Genomic DNA, 19845 nt, shown 5'->3' on the forward strand with positions numbered 1-19845 from the left:
GTAATGCATTTGACGTGAAGCGAGGTTGGGAATTACTTTAGCCCCGAGACACCGTGGCACATCGAGGATTCATCTCATGTCTTCCTCATTCTTGCTCCCGCCTCGTGCGTCTCGCTTCCGTTCTTCCATCAACCTACTCCACCTTCCCATGAATCGTTTTCTACTTCTGCTGACCCTCGGCGCTTTCGTAGTGGTCTCGGCACTGCCCGCCACCGCGCAGTCGCGCCCCGAGATCGAGATGGCTACCGTCGCGCCTGATGGTCCTCGCGCTGCTTCACAGACGCCCATCGTGGAGGTCTCGCGCATCGACGAAGGCATTACCTACGGGATGCACAACCGCAACGGTCCGGAGAATGACTGCTACGGTGCTATTGACCCCAACGATGACTTCACGGCGGCGTGCATCGAGAACTACCCCTCCGCGGCCTTCGCCGGCACTATCGTTACGACGGAAGCTGGCGAGGGGCTGTTCTACTACGTCGATGGCACCGGACCTGGGGCCGGCGGCGATCTGCAGGATTCGCTCGGCGTCTACAACTTCGACACGATGGAGGAGGGAGAACTACTCCCTGTGACCTACTTCGATGCCGATGGCAACGAGCTTCCGGCGGAACTCGCCCCACAGTGGGCGGACGCTGGATACGACACGTCGACAGGCGAGATGATCCTTCTCGGGCGCTTCCAGGCCTGCTCGGCTGATGCCGGTGGACAACTCTGGAGCCTGAACATCCAGAGCCGCGAAGCCCGTCCGCTTCTGACGTTCACCGACCCGGACGCATGTCCGCTCTCGATGGCCTACGACAACGAGAACAACCGGGTCATCGGCATGGTGCCGGATGCAGGTTTCGAAGGGTTCTACCAGATAGACCTCACAACCGGCGAAACAGTCGCTGTGGCCCCGATTCCTCTGGAAGACCTCTCCGGGATGGTCGTTGCTCCCTTCATCCAGGGCGGTGCGACGAACTTCTTCGATAACGATGACCCGAGCGACAACGAAGCATGGATCTTCCTGTTCGAGGGACCGAACGGTGGACCGGATCCCAATGCTTCCTCCTCGCATCTCATGACGTTCGATGAGAACGGCATCATCAATGGGTCGATGGAGACGGGCATCATCGACGCCAAAACGGAATGGGTTGAAGTGCTCGCCACGGGCTTCAGGACTGTACCGTTCGTTATAGTGTCCAACGAGAGCGGTGTCGCAACGGGCGCACTCGAATTCATCGGTGTCTTCCCGAACCCGTTCCAGAGCTCGGCAGCAGTGATGCTCCGTGCGAACGAGCCGGTCGCGAACGCAACGGTCAAGGCGTACGATGTGCTTGGGCGCCAGGTAGCCACGCTGCACGACGGTCCGCTCGCCGCGACGCAGCACCAGTTCGGACTGCAGGCGCGGGACCTCCCCAGCGGGGTCTACTTCGTCTCTGTCCGCAGCGGTGACTCCTCGCAGACCAAAAAGGTAGTCCTTGTCGACTAAACCTTCCGCGTCTGCGACGCTTAGAGCCGGCCGTGCCCTCGGGCGCGGCCGGCTCTTTTCTTATGCATCCTCAGCGTAACGGCGGGCGCGCTTCTCGACGGACTCCTCGGCGTCGCGCGCGCGCCACGCGGCGAGGCGCTCGGCGACGGTGCGCTCGTAGCCGCTCTCGCGCGGAGCGTAGAAGTAGAGCCCCTGCATCTCGGCCGGGAGGTACTGCTCCGGCACGTAGCCGTCGCGGTAGGCGTGGGGGTACTTGTAGCCGGCCCCGTGCCCTAGCCCGGCCTTGTCGCGGCTGCCGTCCTTGAGCGGGTTCGGCACCTCGCCCGTCTGCTCGTCCTGGACGTGCCGCAGGGCGTCGAAGTAGGCGAAGACGCTGTTGGACTTCGGCGCCGTGGCGAGGTAGAGGCAGCACGCGGCGAGGTGAAACTGCCCCTCCGGCATCCCGACGACGTCGAACGCTACCGCGCACGCCGAGGCGACCTGCACGGCGCGGGGGTCGGCGAGGCCGACGTCTTCGGCGGCGAAGATGAGGAGGCGGCGGAGGATGAAGCGCGGGTCCTCGCCCGCGTAGACCATCCGCGCCAGCCAGTAGAGCGCCGCGTCGGGGTCGCTCCCGCGGAGGCTCTTGATGAACGCCGAGATCGTGTCGAAGTGCGCGTCGCCTTCCTTGTCGTAGAGCACGGCCCGGCGCTGGATCGAGTCCTCGGCCACGGCCAGGTCGACGCGGACGGTGCCCGCCTCGTCCGGCGGGGTGGTCTCGACCGCCAGTTCGAGCGCGCCGAGCAGGCTGCGGGCGTCGCCGTTGGCGGTGCTCACGAGGTGCGCCAGCGCGTCCTCGTCGAGCTGGACGGCCCGGTCGCCGTAGCCGCGCTCGGCGTCGGCGAGGGCCTGGCGGGCGACCTGCCGGAGGTCAGCCTCGGTCAGCGTTTTGAGTTCGAAGATGCGGCTCCGCGAGACGAGCGCCTTGTTGACCTCGAAGTAGGGATTCTCCGTCGTCGCCCCGATGAAGGTGACCGTGCCGTTCTCGACGTGGGGGAGGAGGGCGTCCTGCTGCGCCTTGTTGAAGCGGTGCACCTCGTCCACGAACAGGATCGTCCGCGCGCCGCGAAGCCGGAGGCGCTCCTCGGCCGCTGCGATCTCCTCGCGGATGTTCTTCACCCCGGCGAGCACCGCGTTGAGCGTGGCGAAGTGGCTCTCGGTCGTGCCCGCGATGATGCGGGCCAGCGTCGTCTTGCCGGTCCCCGGGGGACCGAAGAAGAGCAGCGATGTGAGGCGGTCAGCCTCGATAGCCCGGCGCAGCAGCTTGCCGGGGCCGAGGATGTGCGGCTGCCCGGCGAAGTCGCCGAGCGTGCGCGGTCGCATCCGGTCGGCGAGGGGGGCCGCCGCGGCGCGGGCGTCGTCGGCGCGGGCCTGGAAGAGGTCGGGCATGGATGGTGGACAGAGAACGGCGGGACGGAGGACGGTGAGACGGAGGACGGTGGGACGGAGAACGGCGGGACGGAGGACGGTGGGACGGAGGACGGTGAGACGTAGGACGGTGAGACGGAGGACGTGAGCAAGGTACCGAGGCGGTCGCGCCTTGCGTCGGCGTGTGCTGCTCGCTTTCTCCCTCCTCACCCTCCCTGCCCTCCACGCCGGAAGACTCCCATTCCTCCACCCCACGCCAGAAGCGCACTGACTATGCGCCAGGGGCGCTTGCATTTTCTCGTTTTAGATAGTTTATTGTAAGCGCTTTCATCGCACCATCCTTCATCCCTAGCCCCTTTCTGCCATGATGCGCTCTCTCCTGACCGCCCTCGCGGTCCTCCTCTTGCTGGCCCCGGCCTCGCTCGCGCAGCCCGTCATCGACGGCGACCTGTCCGACGGCGACTACCGGACCCTCGCCTCCAAGCTCAACGCCAACGCCGGATTCGGCCCGGACATCGACGTGACGGATATCCGCTACTTCGCCGACTTCGACAACGAGGTGCTCTACCTCGGCGTCCAGGGCAAGGTCAATCCGTTCTCGAGCGACGGGTTCGGCCTCTACCTCAACTTCGACGACCCCGTGGGGGCCTCGGCCGGGACGCTCCTCGGCGACGTGGCTGGGGCAGAGTTCAACTACCTCGGCGCGGCCGACTCGGCCTTCACGGCGGACTTCGAGGTGGACTACGCCTTCTGGGCCAGCCCTGGCGGCACCAGCACGAGCGTCTTCTTCGACGCCGTGACCTACGTGGACTCGACGCGCTCCGACTTCCTCGGCACTGCCGACCAGACGGGGACCGCCATCTCGGGGCCGGCCGACGACAGCACCAACACGGGCGGTCCGGTGTTCTTCAACGAGATCACGTTCGCATTCGACAACAGCGCCTCGGGCAGCACCGGGCTGGAGTTCTCGATCCCCTTCGCCGACCTCGGCATCGACGCCGCCCAGGCCGGGGCCATCCACGCCTTCGCCTTCGTCGTCTCCTCGACGTCGTACTTCTCGGACGTCACCGTGCCGGGCGACGTGACCGCCGGCAACCTCGGCTTCGACGTGGACTTCAACGCCAACCTGACCGACGCCGACTGCGCGTGCCCGAACCCGAGTTCGTCCATCGGCAACGGCCCGTACAACGCCTCGGCTCCGCTCATGCCGCCGACCGGCCCGAACTTCGACCTGACGGCCTCCGGCGTTCCGTCCTCGGTCCTGCCCGGCGGCTCGTTCCAGGTCGACTTCACGGTGACCAACAACACGGGCAACCCGGTGACCGGCGACCTGTTCTACACGGCCTCGCCCGGCGGGATACAGTTCAACGTCTTCAACGACCAGACGGTGGCAGCAGGCGCGACGCGGTCGGGCTTCTACACCCAGAACGTGCCAGGCAACGCCGTCCCAGGCATCTATACCTACACGGTGCGGATCGGCAACTTCCCGAACGCAACGGTCGACTCCGAGGTCTTCACGATCGTCGTCAGCGCGTCGGCTCCGGCCGCCGGTGGGACTGCTGAGTGGAGCGCCTCGGACGCCGTCTGGGGCGGCGAAGAGGTCATCGCGGCGGCCGGCCTTGCGACGGCTTCGGTGGGGGCCTACCCGAACCCGTTCGCGTCGGAGACGACGATCCAGTTCGAGACGGCCAAGACGGCCAGCGTCCGCCTCGCGGTGTACGACGTGACGGGCCGCGAGGTCGCGGTGCTCGTCGACGGAACCGTCGCGGCGGGTACGCACCAGGCGACGTTCGACGCGCGGGGCCTCGCCAGCGGGCTCTACGTTTGGCACCTCGAAGCGGGGGGCCGCGCCGAGACCGGGCGGATCACGCTCGTGCGCTAGGCCGCCGACCGGCACGAACCCACAGCGCCGCCCGGGCTCCGGCTCGGGCGGCGCTGCCGTTTTGCGATGCGTTGCCTCTTTCAGATGTCGCCCCGCTGGGGTCGGAGGATGATCTCCTCTGCGACGGTGCGGCCGGTGAGTTTGTGGAGGTCCACGAGCGCGTGGGCGATGTCCTCGGGCGGCATGAAGCGCGCCGGGGGCAGGTCCGTGCCCTCCCAGCTCGCAGTCAGCGTGGCCCCGGGAAGGAGCGTGGTTACGCGCAGGCCGGTGCCTTTGGTCTCCTCGCGGACGGCCCGGGCGAGGCCGAGCAGCCCGTGCTTGGCCGCGCAGTAGGCCGCCCCGCCGGGGTAGCCTCGGATCGCCGCGACGGAAGCCATGAAGAACAGGTCGCCGCGCCCGCGCTCCAGCATGGCTGGGAGGAAGGCCCGCGTGACGAGGTAGGCACTCGTGAGGTTGACGTCGACTTGGGCGCGGAAGTCGGCGGGGTCGAGGTCGAGCAGGCCGCCGGGCAGGAACGCGCCGGCGTTGTTGACGAGGACATCCGGCGTGCCGAGACGCAGGTTCACGTCGTCGGCCATCGCCGCGACGGCCTCGTCGTCGGTCACGTCGCACGGAAAGACGGCCGCCTCGGCCCCGAGCCGCCGGCACTCGGCGGCGACGGCGTCGAGCTTGGCTTCGGTGCGAGCGACGAGGGCGAGGCGTGTTCCGTCCTCGGCAGCAAACGCCTCGGCTACGGCCGCGCCGATGCCCTGGCTCGCGCCGGTGATAACAATCGTCATGTCAGCGTGTCTCTTCGAGTGTGGAGGTGCCTTCGGACCGGTCGCCGCTCGTCCAGCGCCAGCGCTCGTGGAGCCGGAGCCGCCCGTCGGGCAGCACCTCCGGCGTCGTCTCGCAGGAGCCCGTCATCAGGCGGCCGGCCATGTTGACGTGCTGGTAGCGCATGTCGAGCCTGCCCTCGGCATCGGCCGTGGCGACGAGTGACCCGAACGCGACGCGGCCGCCGCGGTAGGTGGCCCACACGACGCACCCCTCCTGGTGGTACTCGAAGACGGTCGCCTCGCCGGCCTCGCCACCGGCTGAGTTCTCGGCGGCTCGGAAGCGCCGTCCGTCGTAGTCGACCATCAGTGCCGGTTGATGAGCCGCATGAACTCGGCGCGGGTGTGGATGTTGTTGAGGAACTCGCCCGAGACCGCGCTGGTGGTCGTGACCGAGTTCTGCTTCTCCGCCCCGCGCATCATCATGCACAGGTGCTGCGCCTCGATCACGACGGCCACGCCCTGCGGGTCGAGCACACGCTGGACGGCGTCGCGGACCTGGATCGTCAGGCGCTCCTGCACCTGGAGCCGCCGAGCGAACACGTCGACTACGCGCGGGATCTTGCTCAGTCCCACGATCCGCCCGTTCGGGATATAGGCCACGTGGGCCTTGCCAAAAAATGGGAGCATATGGTGTTCACATAACGAATACACCTCGATGTCCTTGACGAGGATCATCTGCGAGTAGTCCTCCTCGAACAGCGCCGAGCGGAGGATGGCGTCGGGGTCGAGCTGGTAGCCGTGCGTCAGGAACTGGTACGCCTTCGCCACGCGCTCGGGCGTCTTGACGAGCCCCTCGCGCTCCGGGTCCTCGCCGACGAGCGAAAGGACGCGGCGCGTGTGCTCGGCGAGGCGTTCGGTCGTCGGCGGGTGGTAAACGTCGCGCCGCTCGTAGAGGTGTGGAGCGGCGAAGTCGGTGCCGTCAGGTTCGTGGTCGGGCATCGGGGGGAGGGGGCGAGCGGAAGCAAGAGAGAGGAGAAGATAGGGAGGCGGTGCGTCCGAGACCCCCTGCGTTTCTCCGGTCTCGCTCCTGGATTACTCGCCGCGGTATTCGGCCACGTTGTGCTGCGTCTCGGCGAGGCGGACGCTGTGCAGACGCCCGCTCGGCAGCGCGTCCGCGATCTGATTCCAGATGGCGATGGCGACGTTCTCGGTCGAGGGCATCACGCCGTCGAGGAAGTCCACGTCGAGGTTCAGGTTGCGGTGGTCCAGCTTGTCCACCACCCGCTCGTTCAGGACGCGCTTGAGCACCCCGAGGTCGATGACGTAGCCCGTCAGCGGGTCGGGCTCACCGGCCACGGTCACTTCGAGCGTGTAGTTGTGCCCGTGCCAGTTCGGGCTGTTGCACTTGCCGAACGTCTCCCGATTCCAGTCGTCCGACTGAGCCGGGTTGTGGAGCCGGTGGGCTGCGTTGAAGCGGACGGTGCGGGTGACGTAAACAAGGGGCATGGGCTGGGCAAAGTCGGATGCTCCGTCTGAACCCGCCCTTGCCAGGCTTCGTTCCTGCGGATAATAGGCGTAGGTTACGTTAGGGTACCGGGACGCTGTGTTCTGATTATTTGACGCCGCCAGGGTCTCGCATTTGGTTTGCTTTCGGCCTACCTTGTCTCTCTGCCTTTCCTTGTGCTTTTTCCTGCTCTCCTCTCAAGCCCGTGACTAAGACGCTCTTTCAGCAGATCGCCGACGGTGACATCCCGTCGCAACTCCTCTACGAGGATGACCGCGCCATCGCCTTCCGCGACATCGACCCGCAAGCCCCGGTGCATGTGCTCATCGTGCCCCGTAAGCCCATCCCCCGCGCCGACGAGATCCAGGTAGAAGACGAGGCACTCATTGGGCACCTATTTGTCATCGCCCGCCAGGTCGCGGAGCAGCAAGGCCTGAAGAATTATCGCCTTGTGATGAACAACGGCGAAGGGGCCGGGCAGACAGTGTTTCACGTCCACCTGCACCTCCTCGGCGGGCGTTCGATGCAGTGGCCTCCAGGGTGATTTTGGATGTGGGATTCTAGACGTGTCTCACAGGCACCGAGTCCAAAATCCCTGATCTAAAATCCAAAACCGAATGATTGACGTCCAGGATGTCCACGTCACCCTCGGCGGCGCGCCGGTGCTGCGCGACGTGTCGTTCTACGTGGCGACGGGACAGATCGCAGGCTACGTCGGTCCCAACGGGGCGGGTAAGACAACGACGATGCGCCTCCTGACCGGGACGCTCGCCCCGGACCACGGGCGGGTCGTCGTGGCCGGCGTGGACGTGGGGACGCACCCGCTCGACGCCAAGCGGCGCTACGGCTTCGTGCCGGAGCACGGGCACATCTACGAGAGCTTCACGCCCGAAGAGTACCTCCTCTTCGTCGGGCGGATGTACGGGCTGGACGAGGCGCTCGTCCGCACGCGCCTAGCCGCGCTCCTGCAGTACTGGCGCCTCGGCGACGAGGCCCAGCGCAAGATGGTGGGGTTCTCGAAGGGGATGAAGCAGAAAGTCCTCCTCAGCGCCGCGCTCCTGCACGCCCCGCCGGTCCTCCTGCTCGACGAGCCGCTCTCCGGCCTCGACGCCGAGGCCGTGCTCCTGGCCCGCGCCCTGTTTCGGACCTGGGCCGACGCCGGGCACACGGTGCTCTACTCGTCGCACCTCCTGGACGCCGTCGAGCGGATCGCCGACTGGGTGATCGTGATCCGCGAGGGCCAGATCATCGGCGAGGGGTCGCCGGAGGCGCTGAAGACCGAGACGGCAGCGGCCTCGCTCGAACTCGCCTTCAGCCAGCTCACCGCCACCGAGGACGTGAGCGCCCGGACGGCGCAGCTGATGGCGGACGGCTTCGGCGGGGCCGGCTCCGGGCCGTAGCTAAAAACAGGAGCGCAGGGGCACGGCGGTGCCGTGCCCGGAGGTCGGTGGTGGGTTCGAACACGGCGTAGCAGTGCTACGCCCCTACGGGTGTCTGTGACGGGCTGTACCTGATTCTCTATCTTTCGCTCGCCCCCGCTCCTGCTCACCCCTGCCTCGCATCATGAAAACCCTCGGCGTCACCGGTGGCATCGGCAGCGGCAAGTCGGCGGTGTGCCGGGTGCTGGGCGACCTCGGGGCGCGCGTGGTCTACGCCGACGCGGTGGCGAAGCGGCTGATGCACGAAGACGCCACGCTCCGGTCGGAGATCGCGGCCGCCTTCGGAGCCGGGAGCTACGACGCGGGCGGCGCGCTGAACCGGGCGCACCTCGCGGCCCGCGTGTTCGGGGACGAGGCCCAGGTCGCCCGCCTGAACGCGATCGTGCACCCGCGCGTCCGCGCGGAGATGCTGCGGCTGATCGACGCCGCCCGCGCCGATGGGGTCGCGCTCCTCGTCTACGAGGCCGCCCTGATTTTCGAGACGGGGGCCGACGCCCTGCTCGACGCGGTTGCGGTCGTCGACGCGCCGGTGGAGACGCGGGTCGCCCGCGTGATGGCTCGCGACGGGGCGACGCGCGAGGCCGTGCTCGCCCGGATGGGGCACCAGCTTCCGCCCGCTGACCTCCGCGCCCGCGCCGATTTCGTCATCGAGAACGGCGGAGGCCTGGCCGCGCTCCGGTCGCAGGTCGAGGCCCTGTACGTAGACCTCGCGCCTGGCGACGCCGGCGCGTAGCCGTGCGGAAGTAACACTTTTATAACGCGGCCCCCGCATGAGGCCGGGCGCTGTATTTTCCTAGTACCCCCTACCGCGCTGTGTCTGTGCCACGTCGCCTGACGATTCCCCGAGCCTTCCATCCGCCGGCCGCTCTTCTCGGTCGCTGGGTGCGGCGACGGGCAAAGGACGCGCGGCACGCCGAGAGCCTCACGATCATCGCCGTCGCGCTCGTGTTCACGGCGGCGACGCTCGCCAGCCAGTGGAGCTGGATTCTGCTAGGGGACGCGGCACCGGGCAACGCGCTCTCGCTGTGGGTCTTCGCGGCACATGTCGTCGGCGGGGCGCTGTTGGGGTGGACGTGCCTGTGGGGGTGGAAGCCCCCGGTCGTCGTGGAAGCCGGGCCGGAGGAAATCGTCGTCTCGCAAGGCGAGGAGACGCTGAAGCTCGGCTACGAGGACATCGAGACCACCGAGCGCGTCACGGCCGATGCCTACCACCGGCACTGGCGGCGCTACGCGGCCACGCGCGCCTTCGTAAACCGGCTGCCCGGCGAGTCGCTGCTGCTCCGAACGGCGTCGGGACCCGTCGTCCTCGGCCTGTCCTCGGAAGACCTCGCCGACCTCGAGGCGTACGTGACCGCTGCGCTCGGCATGGAGACGGTGGAGCCGATGGTGCGAGCAGCCTAGCCGCGCGCAGAATCCGGCGCGCTTTCGGTGTGCGCAGCGCGTAGTTTCGCGCCTCTCACCGGCCACCCTGCTCGTGCCTTTTACGCTCCTCCACGAAGACGCTGACACCGACGCCCGCCTCGGCCGACTCGACACGGACCACGGGGTGGTCGAGACGCCGGTGTTCATGCCGGTCGGGACGCTGGGCAGCGTCAAGGCGGTCGAGCAGCGCGAACTCGCTGCGGACGTGCGGGCGCAGATCATCCTCGGCAACACCTACCACCTCTGCCTCCGCCCCGGCACCGAGGTCCTCGAAGCGGCCGGTGGCCTCCACCGGTTCATCGGGTGGGACCGACCCCTCCTGACCGACTCCGGCGGCTACCAGGTCTTCTCGCTCGCCGACCGCCGGACGCTCTCCGAGGAGGGCGTCCGCTTCCAGAGCCACCTCGACGGCTCGGCCCACCTCTTCACGCCGGAGTCGGTCGTGGACACGCAGCGCAGTATCGGCTCGGACGTGATGATGGTGCTCGACGAGTGCCCGGCAGCGGACGTAGACGAAGCTTACGCCCGGACCTCGAACGACCTGACCGTCCGCTGGGCGAAGCGCTGCCAGGACCGGCACCGCGAAACCGGCGGGCTGTACGGTCACCACCAGATGCTCTTTGCGATTGTCCAGGGCGTGACCTACCCCGCCGTCCGGCGCGAATCGGCCCGGCAACTCGTCGAGCTAGATTTCGAGGGGTACGCCATCGGCGGGCTGTCGGTCGGCGAGGCGGCCCCGGTGATGTACGAGATGGTCGAGGTCGTGACCGCGCTGCTGCCGCGCCAGAAGCCGCGCTACCTGATGGGGGTCGGGACGCCGGCCAACCTGCTCGAGAACATCGCGCGCGGGGTCGACATGTTCGACTGCGTGATGCCGACGCGCAACGGCCGCAACGGCACGCTCTTCACCACCGAGGGCGTCGTCAACATCAAGAACGCGCAGTGGAAGACGCACTTCGCGCCCGTCGACCCCGGCCTCGACGGCTACGCGAGCCAGGCGTTCACGAAGGCGTACCTCCGCCACCTGATCCTGTCGGGCGAAGTCCTCGGGCTCCAGATCGCAAGCCTCCAAAACCTGTCACTCTACACCTGGCTGATGCGCGGTGCCCGCACGGCGATCCGCGACGGGCGGTTCGCCGCGTGGAAGGCCGAGGTGCTGCCCCGCGTCAGCCGCCGGATATGACAGCGTGGAGGGCAAAGAGAGAAGAGAGGGCGGGGAGGGCGTCGTCCTTCCTTCGTTACGCTGACGGTCCAGGTTGAAATCCCTCCCGGCCCTCCGTGCTCTCCACGCCCAAGAAGAACCTCATCCCTCCAGCCGCCGCGATCCGTCGGGCTGAAAGAGGACGCGGAAGGTGTAGTACCGGAAGTTCTTGGACGGGTCGAGGTCAGCGAGCGCAGGTGCGCCGAGGTAGTAGCTCTGGATCTCGACCTTCGCGTAGCGCCCGTCGGCGGTGCGGACGGCGAGCACGACGGGGCGCGGGGACACGATGCCCGAGACGAAGTCGTAGTCGTACCACCCGTTCCCCGCACCGCCCGGAATGGCGGTCTCGGTTCGGTCGGTCCCCGTGTCCGCGGCGAACGCCTCGTCGGCGGGTGCTTCGGTGACGGCGGCGAAGTTCGTGTCTTCGAGCACGACGGCCCCGCCCATTCCTGGCCCCGAGGTCCCGCCGTTGACGAGGACGGTCGTCGAGCGGAACGCAAGGTCCCACGCCGTCGAGGCCGAGTCGGCAACCGGGACGAGCCGGTTCTCGCGCAGGCTGAAGAACGCAAAGTGTCCGCCCACGCCCCGAGCGTCGATGTCGGCGACGGTGTAGGTCAGCGGCTCGGACGAGGTCGCGGCGCGCTGCCCGGCGCAGGCCGTAAGCGCGAGCGGAAGCAGCAGGAGCAGAACGAGACGGGGCATGAGGCGGGCGTGTTAAATCGGCGGGGAGGCGTCTACGAGCGGAACCTCGCTCCGGTCGCAGGGTGCCGGTGAATTTCGTATAGTCTACGATGGCACGAAACCTGCCGCCGCTACGGTTCTCCTGTAAAGAGGCACGACATGTCTTTGCTCGCCGTCTCCTCAGACCGCGTCTCTGTGAGCCGCATCACTGCCCGAAACCGTCGGATCCGCACCCGTGCGCGCCGGGCCGTCGTGCGTACGCAGGCGGAGGTCGCGGCCGAGCGGCGGCTGCGCGAGGAGATCGCAAACGTGGTGACACACGGGGCGGGCCTGCTCATGGCCATCGCTGCGGTGCCGGTCCTGGTCGTGCTGGGGGCGCTGCGCGGCGACGCGCTTCACGTCGCGAGCTTCGCCGTCTACGGTGCCACGCTCATCCTCGTCTACCTCTCCTCGACGCTCTACCACGCGTTCAAGGAGCCGAAGATGCGGCGCGTCTTCCGTATCCTCGACCACGCCGCCATCTACCTGATGATCGCGGGGACGTACACCCCGTTCATGCTCATCAGCCTCAACGAACCCTGGGGCTGGACGATCCTCGCCCTCGTCTGGACGCTGGCTGCGGTCGGCTGCGCGGCCAAGATCCTAGAGATCGAGGGGTTCAAGAAGTACTCGACCGCCTTCTACCTCGCGATGGGCTGGCTCGTGGTGATTGCGCTGGAGCCTGTCCTGGCGGCGGTGCCGCTGGCCGGCCTCGTGTGGCTGGCCGTCGGCGGGGTGCTCTACACGGGAGGCGTGATCTTTTTTCTCTGGGAGACGCTCCCGTTCAACCACGCCATCTGGCATCTCTTCGTGATCGCAGGCAGCGTCTGCCACTACATCGCGATCCTGCTCTACGTCTGGTGAACTGCGAAGAATAGAGTGGGAGGAAAGGGAGGAATGGGGAGGGCAGGAAAAAAGCTGGGGAATCTAGCGAGGCCATCGCGCAGAGCATCAGCGTCTCCTTCTCCCATTCCCTCCACTCCTCCCACGCCATCATAGCTCCTCGCCGAAGGCGCTACAGCTTGCGGTCCTTCCAGTTGATCCGGGGGAAGAGCAGCAGCACGGTCGGCAGCGTGGCGAGGTAGAAGAACAGGTAGGCCTCCCACAGCGGGAATACGCGCACGAGGCCGCGCCGCGTGCCGAGCGTGGCCCACAGTGCGGCGAAGTCCGCGCCGACCTTCAGGCCGAGCACGGCGAGCGTCGGTCCGGGGAGGACGAACAGCGCGATGAGTGGGAGGAAGTGGGCGAGGTGGGTGACGGTGTACAGGCCGTGTACCCAGAGCTTCGACTGTGTCCCGCCGCGTGCCCAGCGCCGTCGTTGCTGGTAGACGTCGACGAGCCGGCCGAGCGGAAGCGTGTAATTGCGCAGCGCCGGGTCGGCCGGGTAGCGGAGGCGGTAGGCGGTCTGCTCGTAGACGGCCCGGAAGAGCATGTAGTCCTCGGTGACCGAGAACGGCAGCGCCGGGTAGCCGCCGACGGCCTCGTAGGCGGCGCGCCGGAAGGCCATGTTGTTGCCCATCGCCGTGACGGGCCGGCCGGTCTCCACGAGCGCCGAGCAGATCGCGAGCAGGTAGCTCCAGTCGAGCGCCTGCAGCTCGGTCAGCCAGTCGCCCCGGTGCTCGACGTAGGTGTGGCCACAGACCATCCCGGTCTCCGGTTCGTCGAAGTAGGCGACGAGGCTGCGCGCCCATCCCGGCGGCGGGGCGCAGTCGGCGTCGGTGACGAGGAGGAGGCCGTGGTCGCTGGCCTCGAAGGCGGCGTGGATGGCGAGCGCCTTGCCGCGCAGGTGCCCGCTCGGCTCGGGCACCGCGACGGCGTGGACGGCCGGCCGGTTCGCCTCGTTCTGCGCACGGTAGCGCTCGATGACGGCCGCCGTGTCATCGGTCGAGTGGTCGTTGGCGACGAAGAGGTCGAGCCGGTCGGCGGGGTAGTCCTGGGCCAGGAGCGCGTCGAGGCAGCGCGGCAGCCGCGCCTCCTCGTTGCGGGCCGCCACGAGCACGGCGATGCGCGGCAGCGGGGGAGTGGGCTCTCGGTCCCGGTACCTCGCCCGCGCCATCACCACGGCCACGCCCAGCACGAAGACGGCATAGGCCAGGGTGGGGGCGAGCAGCAGAAACCACATGCGGGCGGGGCGGAGGCGGGAGGTCGGCGCAGGATGATACGCGACGCGTCCGGCACGCGGGGTGAACTTCACCCCAACGCCGCGCACCCAGCTTCAGAGCGCGGCGAAGCGGTAGCCGTCGGCCAGCAGGAGGGGGAGCGCGAGCGCGAGCGCGGGGGGCGTCACGCGCCGGGCGTGCCCGCCCTCGTGCAGCACGATGACCGAGCCGGGCCGCGCCAGGTCGACCGTCCGGTTCAGCACGGCGTCCGGCGTGGCCGAGGCCAGGAAGTCGCCCGGCATCACGTCCCACATGGCGATCCGCTGGCCGTGCTGCCGGCACCAGCGCCGCATCGCCGTCGTGAAGTAGCCGTAGGGGGGGCGCATCCAGCGCACCGCCTCACCGGTGAGGTCTTCGAGCGTCGCCGTGGCGCGCGCCATCTCGGTCTCTACCACATCGGCCGGCGTCTTCCACGCATTCGCGTGCGTGTCCGTGTGCTGCCCGACCGTGTGCCCGGCCGCGTGCAGGGCGCGGACGCACTCGGGCCACCGCCGCATCTGCTCGCCGACGAGGAAGAACGAGGCCGGCACTTCGTAGCGGTCGAGGAGCTCGAGCAGGGCAGGCGTCGTCTCGTCCGGGCCGTCGTCGAAGGTGAGGTAGAGCGTGCGCGTACCATCGGTCCGGCGCCAGAGCAGGTCGGGGAAGAGCCGCGAGGCGGCCCGGGGGACGTGGTTGCCGAGGAGCGAGACGAGCACGGGTCGGAGGACGGTAGAGACAGAAGACGGTGGACAGGAAGCGGCGCTGTGGGCACCCGTAGTAGCGCTGCTACGCCCTAGCTAGGCATGCTGCGGCGCTTCGCGTATGCATCCGCCGTGCCATTTGCGCGCCCCGCCTCTATTATCTCGAAATGCGCCGTCCCTTCCAGGTGTAGCCGCCGAGAGTGCCCGCCGCACCCATGAGCACGACGTAGGGTATGTGCAGCAGTTGGGCGGGTAGGAAATAGGCCATCAGCCACCCGCGTCCGACGTGGCGGCACGCCGGGCCCAGCAGCGCAGCCTCCGGCAGCACCTTCAGCGCAGCCGCTGCTGCGAGCGGCCCAGCAAGCGCAGGTGCGAACGGCAGCGCGAGTAGGCCGCCGAGGAGGGCGAGGTAGAACGCGTAGACGGTGCCTACGACCGCCAGCACGGCCGGGTGCTCGTAGTGCGCCCCCTTCGACGCCCAGCGGCGGCGCTGCTCGAAGAACGCGCTCGTGTTCTCCGGCGCATCGGTCAGCACGGCTGCGCCGGGGTCCGGGCAGAAGCGGACCTCCCAGTCGGTCGTGTAGGCGATCTTCTGCATCAGCAGCTCGTCGTCGCCCGAGGTCAGGTGGTCGATCCCCGAGAAGCCGCCGAGGGCGTCGAAGACCGCCTTGCGGTAGGCCACGTTCGCCCCGTTGCAGAGGTTCGGGCGCCCGACCCCAACCGCCCCGGCCCCGACGGCGACGAGGCCGAGGAACTCCAGCGCCGTCACGTTCGCCGCGTGCCCGCCCGTCGGGTAGAGCACCGGCCCGGAGACGAGCGCCGTGCGGTCGCCGAACGTCGCGGCCATCGACCCGATCCAGCCCGGCGGAACGGTGCAGTCGGCGTCGGTCGTGAGGATGACCGTGCCGCGCGCGTGGGCAATGCCTTTTTCGATGGCCCGCTTCTTATGGGCCTGCGCCCGGTCCAGGTTTTCCGGCATCGACAGAAGGTGGAGGCGCGTCGGTGCTTCGCGGTCCTCGTCCAGCCCGGCAGGTACCATCGCCCGGTTCACGCGCTCCATCACGCGGCGCACGAGCGCGGGCGTCGCGTCCTGCGAGAGGTCGTCCACGACGAGCACCTCGAACCGGTCTTCGGGGTAGTCGCCGGCGAAGACGGCGTCGAGGCAGCGTTCGATGACCGCCTCCTCGTCGCGCGCCGGAATGATGACAGTGACGAAGGGGTGCGACGGCGCGAGCGGGTCGGAGGGCAGGCGAGGCGCCCGGTCCCGCTTTACGACACGCTGGAAACCGAGGGCGAAGCTGACGATGGCGAGGGCATAGAGCATGCCCGACCCTATCAGCGCCGCTGCGAACACCGTCGTCACGCCCGCACCTCCACTGGTTCCGGGGCGGGCTCCGGCGCGAGGCGCAGGCGCAGCACGAACGGCATCCCGACGAGCGACGGCACGAGGAGGTTGACGCAGAACAGCAGGAACGCCGCGTTGAACGCCGCCGCCGCCCCGATCCCGAGCGCCCCCAGGAAGTAGACCGCCGCCCCTTCGCGGATGCCGAGGTCGGCGAGCGTAAACGAGGGGACCGCGCTCTTGGCGAAGAAGACGAGCACCACGCCGACGGCCGTTTGGAACCACGCCGCGCCGGGCGCGAACGCGAAGACGAGGACCACGAACTGCGCCGAGAAGATGGCGTAGCGCAGCGCCGAGAGGCCGAGCAGGCTGCGCGCGTCGTGCTGGTCGAAGGCGTCTAGCACCTCCAGGCGCGGCGCGAAGCGCTCAGGGAGGACGGCCGCGAAGAGCCGCTTCGCTGCCTGCGGGTGGAGCAGGAGGTAGACGAACACCCCGGTGGCGACGCCGCCGACGCCGCACACCGTCGCCCAGGCAAGCACCGGGAGGCCCGTCTGCGTCATCAGGAACGGCACGAGCGACGCGAGGCCGACGGCGAGGGTGCAGCCGAGCGTCGCCATGCGCTCGGCGAAGGTGAGCGCGGCGAGGTCCCACGCCGGCGCGTGGCGCAGGTAGAACGACCGCCCGGCGTAGTCGCCGAGCCGGCCGGGCGTAACGAGGCCGAGGGGGTAGCCGCTCAGGACCGCCCCCAGCGTCTGGCGAAACCGCACCTCGGGCGCGAGCCGCCGCACCAGCCGGTGCCAGCGGTAGGCCTCTAGCCCGACGTTCGCCGGCAGCAGCGCGAGCGCGAGCGCGATCCACCCCAGGTGCGCCGTCCGGCTCGCCTCCGCGATGGCGTCCCACTCGACGACGTGCCCGACGTAGGCCACCGTCGCGGCGGCGAGGCCGAGCTTGAGCACTAAGAAGCCGAGGGTGCGCACGAGGTGATAGGCGGGAGGGAGAGAAAGATAGCGGCGACTAGGATATCGGCTGGCCGAGGAGAGAAGAAAGAGGAGAAGGGTGAGAAAGAGGAGCGCGCGTCTTCACCCTGCCTCTCTCTGCTGTCGTCTTTCTCTTCTGTCTCCTCCCCCTTTTCTCTCCGTCTCTCAAACTCACCGCACCAGCGGCCGCACGTCGCGGATGCCGTACACGACCCGCAGCGACCCGAACTTGTAGCCCTCGGGGTCGATCCCGACCTGCCCGCCGATGATCACGCGGTCCTCGTCGAGGTCCACGATCCGCAGGCCGACTGAGAGCGCGGGGCGCAGCGGGACGCGCCGGCCCTCGTCGCTCAGGTCGCTGCTGAACGAGAGCCCCGGCTCGAACTGGTCGAAGAGGTTGTTGTAGGCGTTCGCCGCGCTCACCTGCACGTTCGCGTCGAAGGCGAACCAGTCGAGGAACGTGTAGACCGGGAACCGCCAGCCGAGGGTGAGCGCCAGGAGGTCATTGCCGTTGAAGCGGTAGCGCGTGTACGCCCCGAGGAGTTGGTCGTCGAGGAGGGGGAGGGCGTAGAAGGGGAGGGGCTCGTCGCCGATTCGCCGCGTCAGCGCGACGACGGTGCGCGTAAATAGGATGTGCCGGTGCATCGGCAGCGGGATGAAGCCGTAGACGCTCGCCGTCCCCGACCAGTAGTTGAACCGCCGCCCCCCGATGCCGTCGTAGCGCCGGGCGGTCAGGATCCCGAGCACGCCCCGCGAGCTGTAGAAGAGCCGGTCCCGCCGGTCCACGGCGATTTCGAGGCCGTAGGTTACGCCCGTCGAGGGGCGCTCGACGGCGCTGAAGAGCGAGCGCTGCGAGGCCGGGTCGAGCCGCTGGAACGCGCCGTCGTCGCGGTTGCGGAACGAGCGGACCTCTGCGTGGAGAAGCCGGACGGCAGGCTGGACCAGCACCCGCCCCGCCCCGAAGGGGTACCACCCGACCCGGAACCCGGCCTCGATCTCTTTCAGGCTGGCGAAGACCTGGTTGTCGCGGCTCGAACTCGGCCCGACGCCGTAGAACCCCCGGACCTGGTTGACCGTCCACTCGCCGCTCACGCCGGCGTAGACCGGGACCGCGAACGGGTCGCCGGAGAAGAACGACGCCCGGTAGCGCCCGAAGCGCTGCGCCGGCTCGGCCGAGACCCGCAGTTCGGTCCCCGCCGTGCCGATGTTGCTCACAATCGCCTCCACGCCCACGCCGAAGCCCTTCGACGAAGAGACGAACGAGTTGAGCAGCGCCCGGTAGTTGACCTCGATCCCGCTCCCGACCTGCTTCGACCGGACCGAGACGCCGGCCTCGGGGGGGGCCTCCGTCGTGTCGGGCGACGTGAGTTGGAAGAGGGCAAGTACGAGCGCGAGAACCATCGCGTGCGGCGTGAGAGGCAGAGGGGAACGTGCGTCCAGATAGAGGATCGGAATATAGGCGGCAATATCAAGTCGGGCTAGGCTATTTGTGGACCCCCGTCGGGCGCGCCTGCTATCTTCCAGCCCCTCCATCGCCCGCCTGCCCATGAACATCCTCGTCGTCGGCGGCGGGGGCCGCGAGCACGCGCTCTGCCACGCCCTCGCCCAAAGCACCCGCCGCCCCACGCTCTTCTGCGCCCCCGGCAACCCCGGCACCGCCGCGCTCGCCGAGAGCGTCCCCCTCGCTGCGAGCGACCTCGACGGCCTCCTCGCCTTTGCCGAAGAGCACGCTGTCGACCTGACGATTGTCGGGCCGGAGGCCCCGCTCGTGGCCGGGATCGTGGACCGGTTCGAGGCCGCCGGTCTCGCCGTCGTCGGGCCGACCGCGGCGGCGGCGCAGCTCGAGGGCAGCAAGCAGTTCGCCAAGGCGTTCATGGCCCGCCACGATATCCCGACCGCCGCCTCGCGCACGTTCGAGGCCGCGCAGTTCGACGAGGCGGTGGCGTACGTCGAAGCCGGGACCTTCCCGGTCGTGCTGAAGGCCGACGGCCTTGCCGCGGGCAAGGGCGTCCATATCTGCCCCGACGCTGAGGCGGCCCGCGCTTCGCTCCGCGAGATGCTGCGCGATGCGGCCTACGGCGAGGCCGGGGCGACGGTCGTCGTCGAGGACTTCATGCGCGGCGAGGAGGCCAGCGTCTTCGCCCTCACCGACGGCACCGACTACGTCCTCCTCGCGCCGGCGCAGGACCACAAGCGGATCGGCGAGGGCGACACCGGCCCCAACACGGGTGGGATGGGAGCCTACGCGCCCGCGCCGGTCGTGACGCCCGAAGTGCTCGCCGCCGTCGAGGAGCGGATCGTCCGCCCGACGATCGCGGGAATGGCATCGGAGGGCACGCCGTACCGGGGCGTCCTCTACGTCGGGCTGATGATAGGAGTCGAGACCCGTAACGAAGCAGGTGCGCCGCGCGTGGTCGAGTACAACTGCCGCTTCGGCGATCCCGAGGCCCAAGTCGTCCTCCCGCTGCTCGACGCCGATGCGGTCGACCTGTTCGAAGCCGTCGCGCACCGCCGGGTGGGCGAGGTTAGCGTAGCGCTCCGCGACAGCGCCGCCGCGTGTGTCGTCCTCGCCTCGGCGGGCTACCCGGCCTCGTCCACGAAGGGCGTCCCGGTCCACGGCCTCGGCGACGTGCCGGACGACGTGACCGTCTTTCACGCAGGCACCGCCGAGCAGAATGGCGCGACCGTCACCGCCGGCGGCCGCGTCCTCGGCGTCACCGGCTTCGGCTCCGGTTTACAGGCTGCCCTCGACCGTGCCTACGCCGGCGTTGACGCGGTCTCGTTCGACGGCATGCAGGTCCGCCGCGACATCGGGCAGAAGGGACTTTTAAGAGCGGAAGCGGGGACGAGCGGAAGCGGGGAAGATTGACCGGGCGATGT

General features: G+C 68.7%; 20 protein-coding genes. 9 read left to right on the forward strand and 11 right to left on the reverse strand.

Features of this window, described 5'->3' with window-relative positions; all coding sequences use genetic code 11:
- The first annotated feature begins 148 nt into the window (after positions 1–148).
- A complete protein-coding gene (locus AAGI91_07195; GenBank protein ID MEM1042400.1) occupies positions 149–1474 on the forward strand; it encodes a T9SS type A sorting domain-containing protein in 1326 nt (441 codons plus the stop codon).
- Positions 1475–1534: 60 nt separating this feature from the next.
- On the opposite strand, the gene AAGI91_07200 is transcribed toward AAGI91_07195, so the two are convergent.
- A complete protein-coding gene (locus AAGI91_07200) occupies positions 1535–2902 on the reverse strand; it encodes an AAA family ATPase (GenBank protein ID MEM1042401.1) in 1368 nt (455 codons plus the stop codon).
- A gap of 343 nt (positions 2903–3245) precedes the next feature.
- Here AAGI91_07200 and AAGI91_07205 point away from each other — a divergent pair, with 343 nt between their 5' ends.
- Positions 3246–4763, forward strand: coding sequence for a T9SS type A sorting domain-containing protein (locus tag AAGI91_07205; GenBank protein MEM1042402.1), 1518 nt, complete (start codon positions 3246–3248; stop codon positions 4761–4763).
- Between the two features lie 80 nt (positions 4764–4843).
- On the opposite strand, the gene AAGI91_07210 is transcribed toward AAGI91_07205, so the two are convergent.
- The 4 genes from AAGI91_07210 to AAGI91_07225 all read right to left on the reverse strand — a co-directional run bounded on the left by AAGI91_07210 (position 4844) and on the right by AAGI91_07225 (position 7027).
- Positions 4844–5542, reverse strand: a complete 699-nt coding sequence (locus AAGI91_07210; protein ID MEM1042403.1) for an SDR family oxidoreductase — start codon at positions 5540–5542, stop codon at positions 4844–4846.
- A gap of 1 nt (position 5543) precedes the next feature.
- Positions 5544–5885 (reverse strand): n-acetylglutamate synthase, encoded by a 342-nt coding sequence (locus tag AAGI91_07215; protein MEM1042404.1) that lies wholly within the window; start codon positions 5883–5885, stop codon positions 5544–5546.
- Positions 5885–6520, reverse strand: coding sequence for a GTP cyclohydrolase I FolE (gene folE / locus AAGI91_07220; GenBank protein ID MEM1042405.1), 636 nt, complete (start codon positions 6518–6520; stop codon positions 5885–5887). The genes AAGI91_07215 and folE overlap by 1 nt, the downstream gene beginning before the upstream one ends.
- A gap of 93 nt (positions 6521–6613) precedes the next feature.
- On the reverse strand, positions 6614–7027 hold the full coding sequence (locus AAGI91_07225; protein MEM1042406.1) for a 6-carboxytetrahydropterin synthase: 414 nt from the start codon (positions 7025–7027) through the stop codon (positions 6614–6616).
- Between the two features lie 203 nt (positions 7028–7230).
- Between AAGI91_07225 and AAGI91_07230 the strand changes: the two genes are divergently transcribed.
- The 5 genes from AAGI91_07230 (at position 7231) to tgt (ending at position 11069) form a co-directional block, all read left to right on the forward strand.
- Complete coding sequence (locus tag AAGI91_07230) at positions 7231–7569, forward strand: histidine triad nucleotide-binding protein (protein ID MEM1042407.1); 339 nt, start codon at positions 7231–7233, stop codon at positions 7567–7569.
- Between the two features lie 73 nt (positions 7570–7642).
- On the forward strand, positions 7643–8425 hold the full coding sequence (locus tag AAGI91_07235; protein MEM1042408.1) for an ABC transporter ATP-binding protein: 783 nt from the start codon (positions 7643–7645) through the stop codon (positions 8423–8425).
- Positions 8426–8588: 163 nt separating this feature from the next.
- Entirely contained in the window at positions 8589–9197 is a 609-nt protein-coding gene (gene coaE, locus AAGI91_07240; protein MEM1042409.1) for a dephospho-CoA kinase, read from the forward strand.
- 86 nt (positions 9198–9283) lie between these two features.
- Positions 9284–9865: a hypothetical protein gene (locus AAGI91_07245; protein ID MEM1042410.1), complete on the forward strand. Its 582-nt coding sequence runs from the start codon at positions 9284–9286 to the stop codon at positions 9863–9865.
- Between the two features lie 73 nt (positions 9866–9938).
- Positions 9939–11069, forward strand: a complete 1131-nt coding sequence (gene tgt, locus AAGI91_07250) for a tRNA guanosine(34) transglycosylase Tgt (protein MEM1042411.1) — start codon at positions 9939–9941, stop codon at positions 11067–11069.
- A 120-nt stretch (positions 11070–11189) separates the two neighbouring features.
- Here the strand turns inward: tgt and AAGI91_07255 are convergent, their stop codons facing one another.
- Entirely contained in the window at positions 11190–11789 is a 600-nt protein-coding gene (locus AAGI91_07255; protein ID MEM1042412.1) for an HmuY family protein, read from the reverse strand.
- Between the two features lie 231 nt (positions 11790–12020).
- On the opposite strand from AAGI91_07255, the gene AAGI91_07260 reads away from it, so the two are divergent.
- A complete protein-coding gene (locus AAGI91_07260; GenBank protein MEM1042413.1) occupies positions 12021–12671 on the forward strand; it encodes a hemolysin III family protein in 651 nt (216 codons plus the stop codon).
- A gap of 151 nt (positions 12672–12822) precedes the next feature.
- Here AAGI91_07260 and AAGI91_07265 read toward each other — a convergent pair whose 3' ends face one another.
- The 5 genes from AAGI91_07265 to AAGI91_07285 form a co-directional block, all read right to left on the reverse strand.
- Positions 12823–13929: a glycosyltransferase gene (locus AAGI91_07265; GenBank protein ID MEM1042414.1), complete on the reverse strand. Its 1107-nt coding sequence runs from the start codon at positions 13927–13929 to the stop codon at positions 12823–12825.
- Positions 13930–14022: 93 nt separating this feature from the next.
- Positions 14023–14661 carry a polysaccharide deacetylase family protein gene (locus AAGI91_07270; protein ID MEM1042415.1) on the reverse strand — a complete coding sequence of 213 codons (639 nt, stop codon included), beginning with the start codon at positions 14659–14661 and terminating at the stop codon, positions 14023–14025.
- A gap of 142 nt (positions 14662–14803) precedes the next feature.
- Positions 14804–15970: a glycosyltransferase gene (locus AAGI91_07275; protein MEM1042416.1), complete on the reverse strand. Its 1167-nt coding sequence runs from the start codon at positions 15968–15970 to the stop codon at positions 14804–14806.
- A gap of 35 nt (positions 15971–16005) precedes the next feature.
- Positions 16006–16965 (reverse strand): lysylphosphatidylglycerol synthase transmembrane domain-containing protein, encoded by a 960-nt coding sequence (locus tag AAGI91_07280; GenBank protein MEM1042417.1) that lies wholly within the window; start codon positions 16963–16965, stop codon positions 16006–16008.
- Positions 16966–17136: 171 nt separating this feature from the next.
- Positions 17137–18366, reverse strand: coding sequence for a hypothetical protein (locus AAGI91_07285; GenBank protein MEM1042418.1), 1230 nt, complete (start codon positions 18364–18366; stop codon positions 17137–17139).
- A 145-nt stretch (positions 18367–18511) separates the two neighbouring features.
- Between AAGI91_07285 and purD the strand changes: the two genes are divergently transcribed.
- A complete protein-coding gene (purD, locus tag AAGI91_07290; protein MEM1042419.1) occupies positions 18512–19834 on the forward strand; it encodes a phosphoribosylamine--glycine ligase in 1323 nt (440 codons plus the stop codon).
- Positions 19835–19845 lie beyond the last annotated feature (11 nt).

The organism is Bacteroidota bacterium (assembly GCA_038746285.1).
Classification (GTDB): Bacteria; Bacteroidota; Rhodothermia; order Rhodothermales; family JANQRZ01; genus JANQRZ01.

What these genes read in the sequence shown, in the direction of transcription:
- AAGI91_07195 (MEM1042400.1), top strand. Translation starts at nt 149, where the DNA reads ATGAATCGTTTTCTACTTCTGCTGACCCTCGGCGCTTTCGTAGTGGTC.
- AAGI91_07200 (MEM1042401.1), bottom strand. Translation starts at nt 2,902, where the DNA reads ATGCCCGACCTCTTCCAGGCCCGCGCCGACGACGCCCGCGCCGCGGCG.
- AAGI91_07205 (MEM1042402.1), top strand. Translation starts at nt 3,246, where the DNA reads ATGATGCGCTCTCTCCTGACCGCCCTCGCGGTCCTCCTCTTGCTGGCC.
- AAGI91_07210 (MEM1042403.1), bottom strand. Translation starts at nt 5,542, where the DNA reads ATGACGATTGTTATCACCGGCGCGAGCCAGGGCATCGGCGCGGCCGTA.
- AAGI91_07215 (MEM1042404.1), bottom strand. Translation starts at nt 5,885, where the DNA reads ATGGTCGACTACGACGGACGGCGCTTCCGAGCCGCCGAGAACTCAGCC.
- folE (MEM1042405.1), bottom strand. Translation starts at nt 6,520, where the DNA reads ATGCCCGACCACGAACCTGACGGCACCGACTTCGCCGCTCCACACCTC.
- AAGI91_07225 (MEM1042406.1), bottom strand. Translation starts at nt 7,027, where the DNA reads ATGCCCCTTGTTTACGTCACCCGCACCGTCCGCTTCAACGCAGCCCAC.
- AAGI91_07235 (MEM1042408.1), top strand. Translation starts at nt 7,643, where the DNA reads ATGATTGACGTCCAGGATGTCCACGTCACCCTCGGCGGCGCGCCGGTG.
- coaE (MEM1042409.1), top strand. Translation starts at nt 8,589, where the DNA reads ATGAAAACCCTCGGCGTCACCGGTGGCATCGGCAGCGGCAAGTCGGCG.
- AAGI91_07255 (MEM1042412.1), bottom strand. Translation starts at nt 11,789, where the DNA reads ATGCCCCGTCTCGTTCTGCTCCTGCTGCTTCCGCTCGCGCTTACGGCC.
- AAGI91_07265 (MEM1042414.1), bottom strand. Translation starts at nt 13,929, where the DNA reads ATGTGGTTTCTGCTGCTCGCCCCCACCCTGGCCTATGCCGTCTTCGTG.
- AAGI91_07275 (MEM1042416.1), bottom strand. Translation starts at nt 15,970, where the DNA reads ATGCTCTATGCCCTCGCCATCGTCAGCTTCGCCCTCGGTTTCCAGCGT.
- AAGI91_07285 (MEM1042418.1), bottom strand. Translation starts at nt 18,366, where the DNA reads ATGGTTCTCGCGCTCGTACTTGCCCTCTTCCAACTCACGTCGCCCGAC.
- purD (MEM1042419.1), top strand. Translation starts at nt 18,512, where the DNA reads ATGAACATCCTCGTCGTCGGCGGCGGGGGCCGCGAGCACGCGCTCTGC.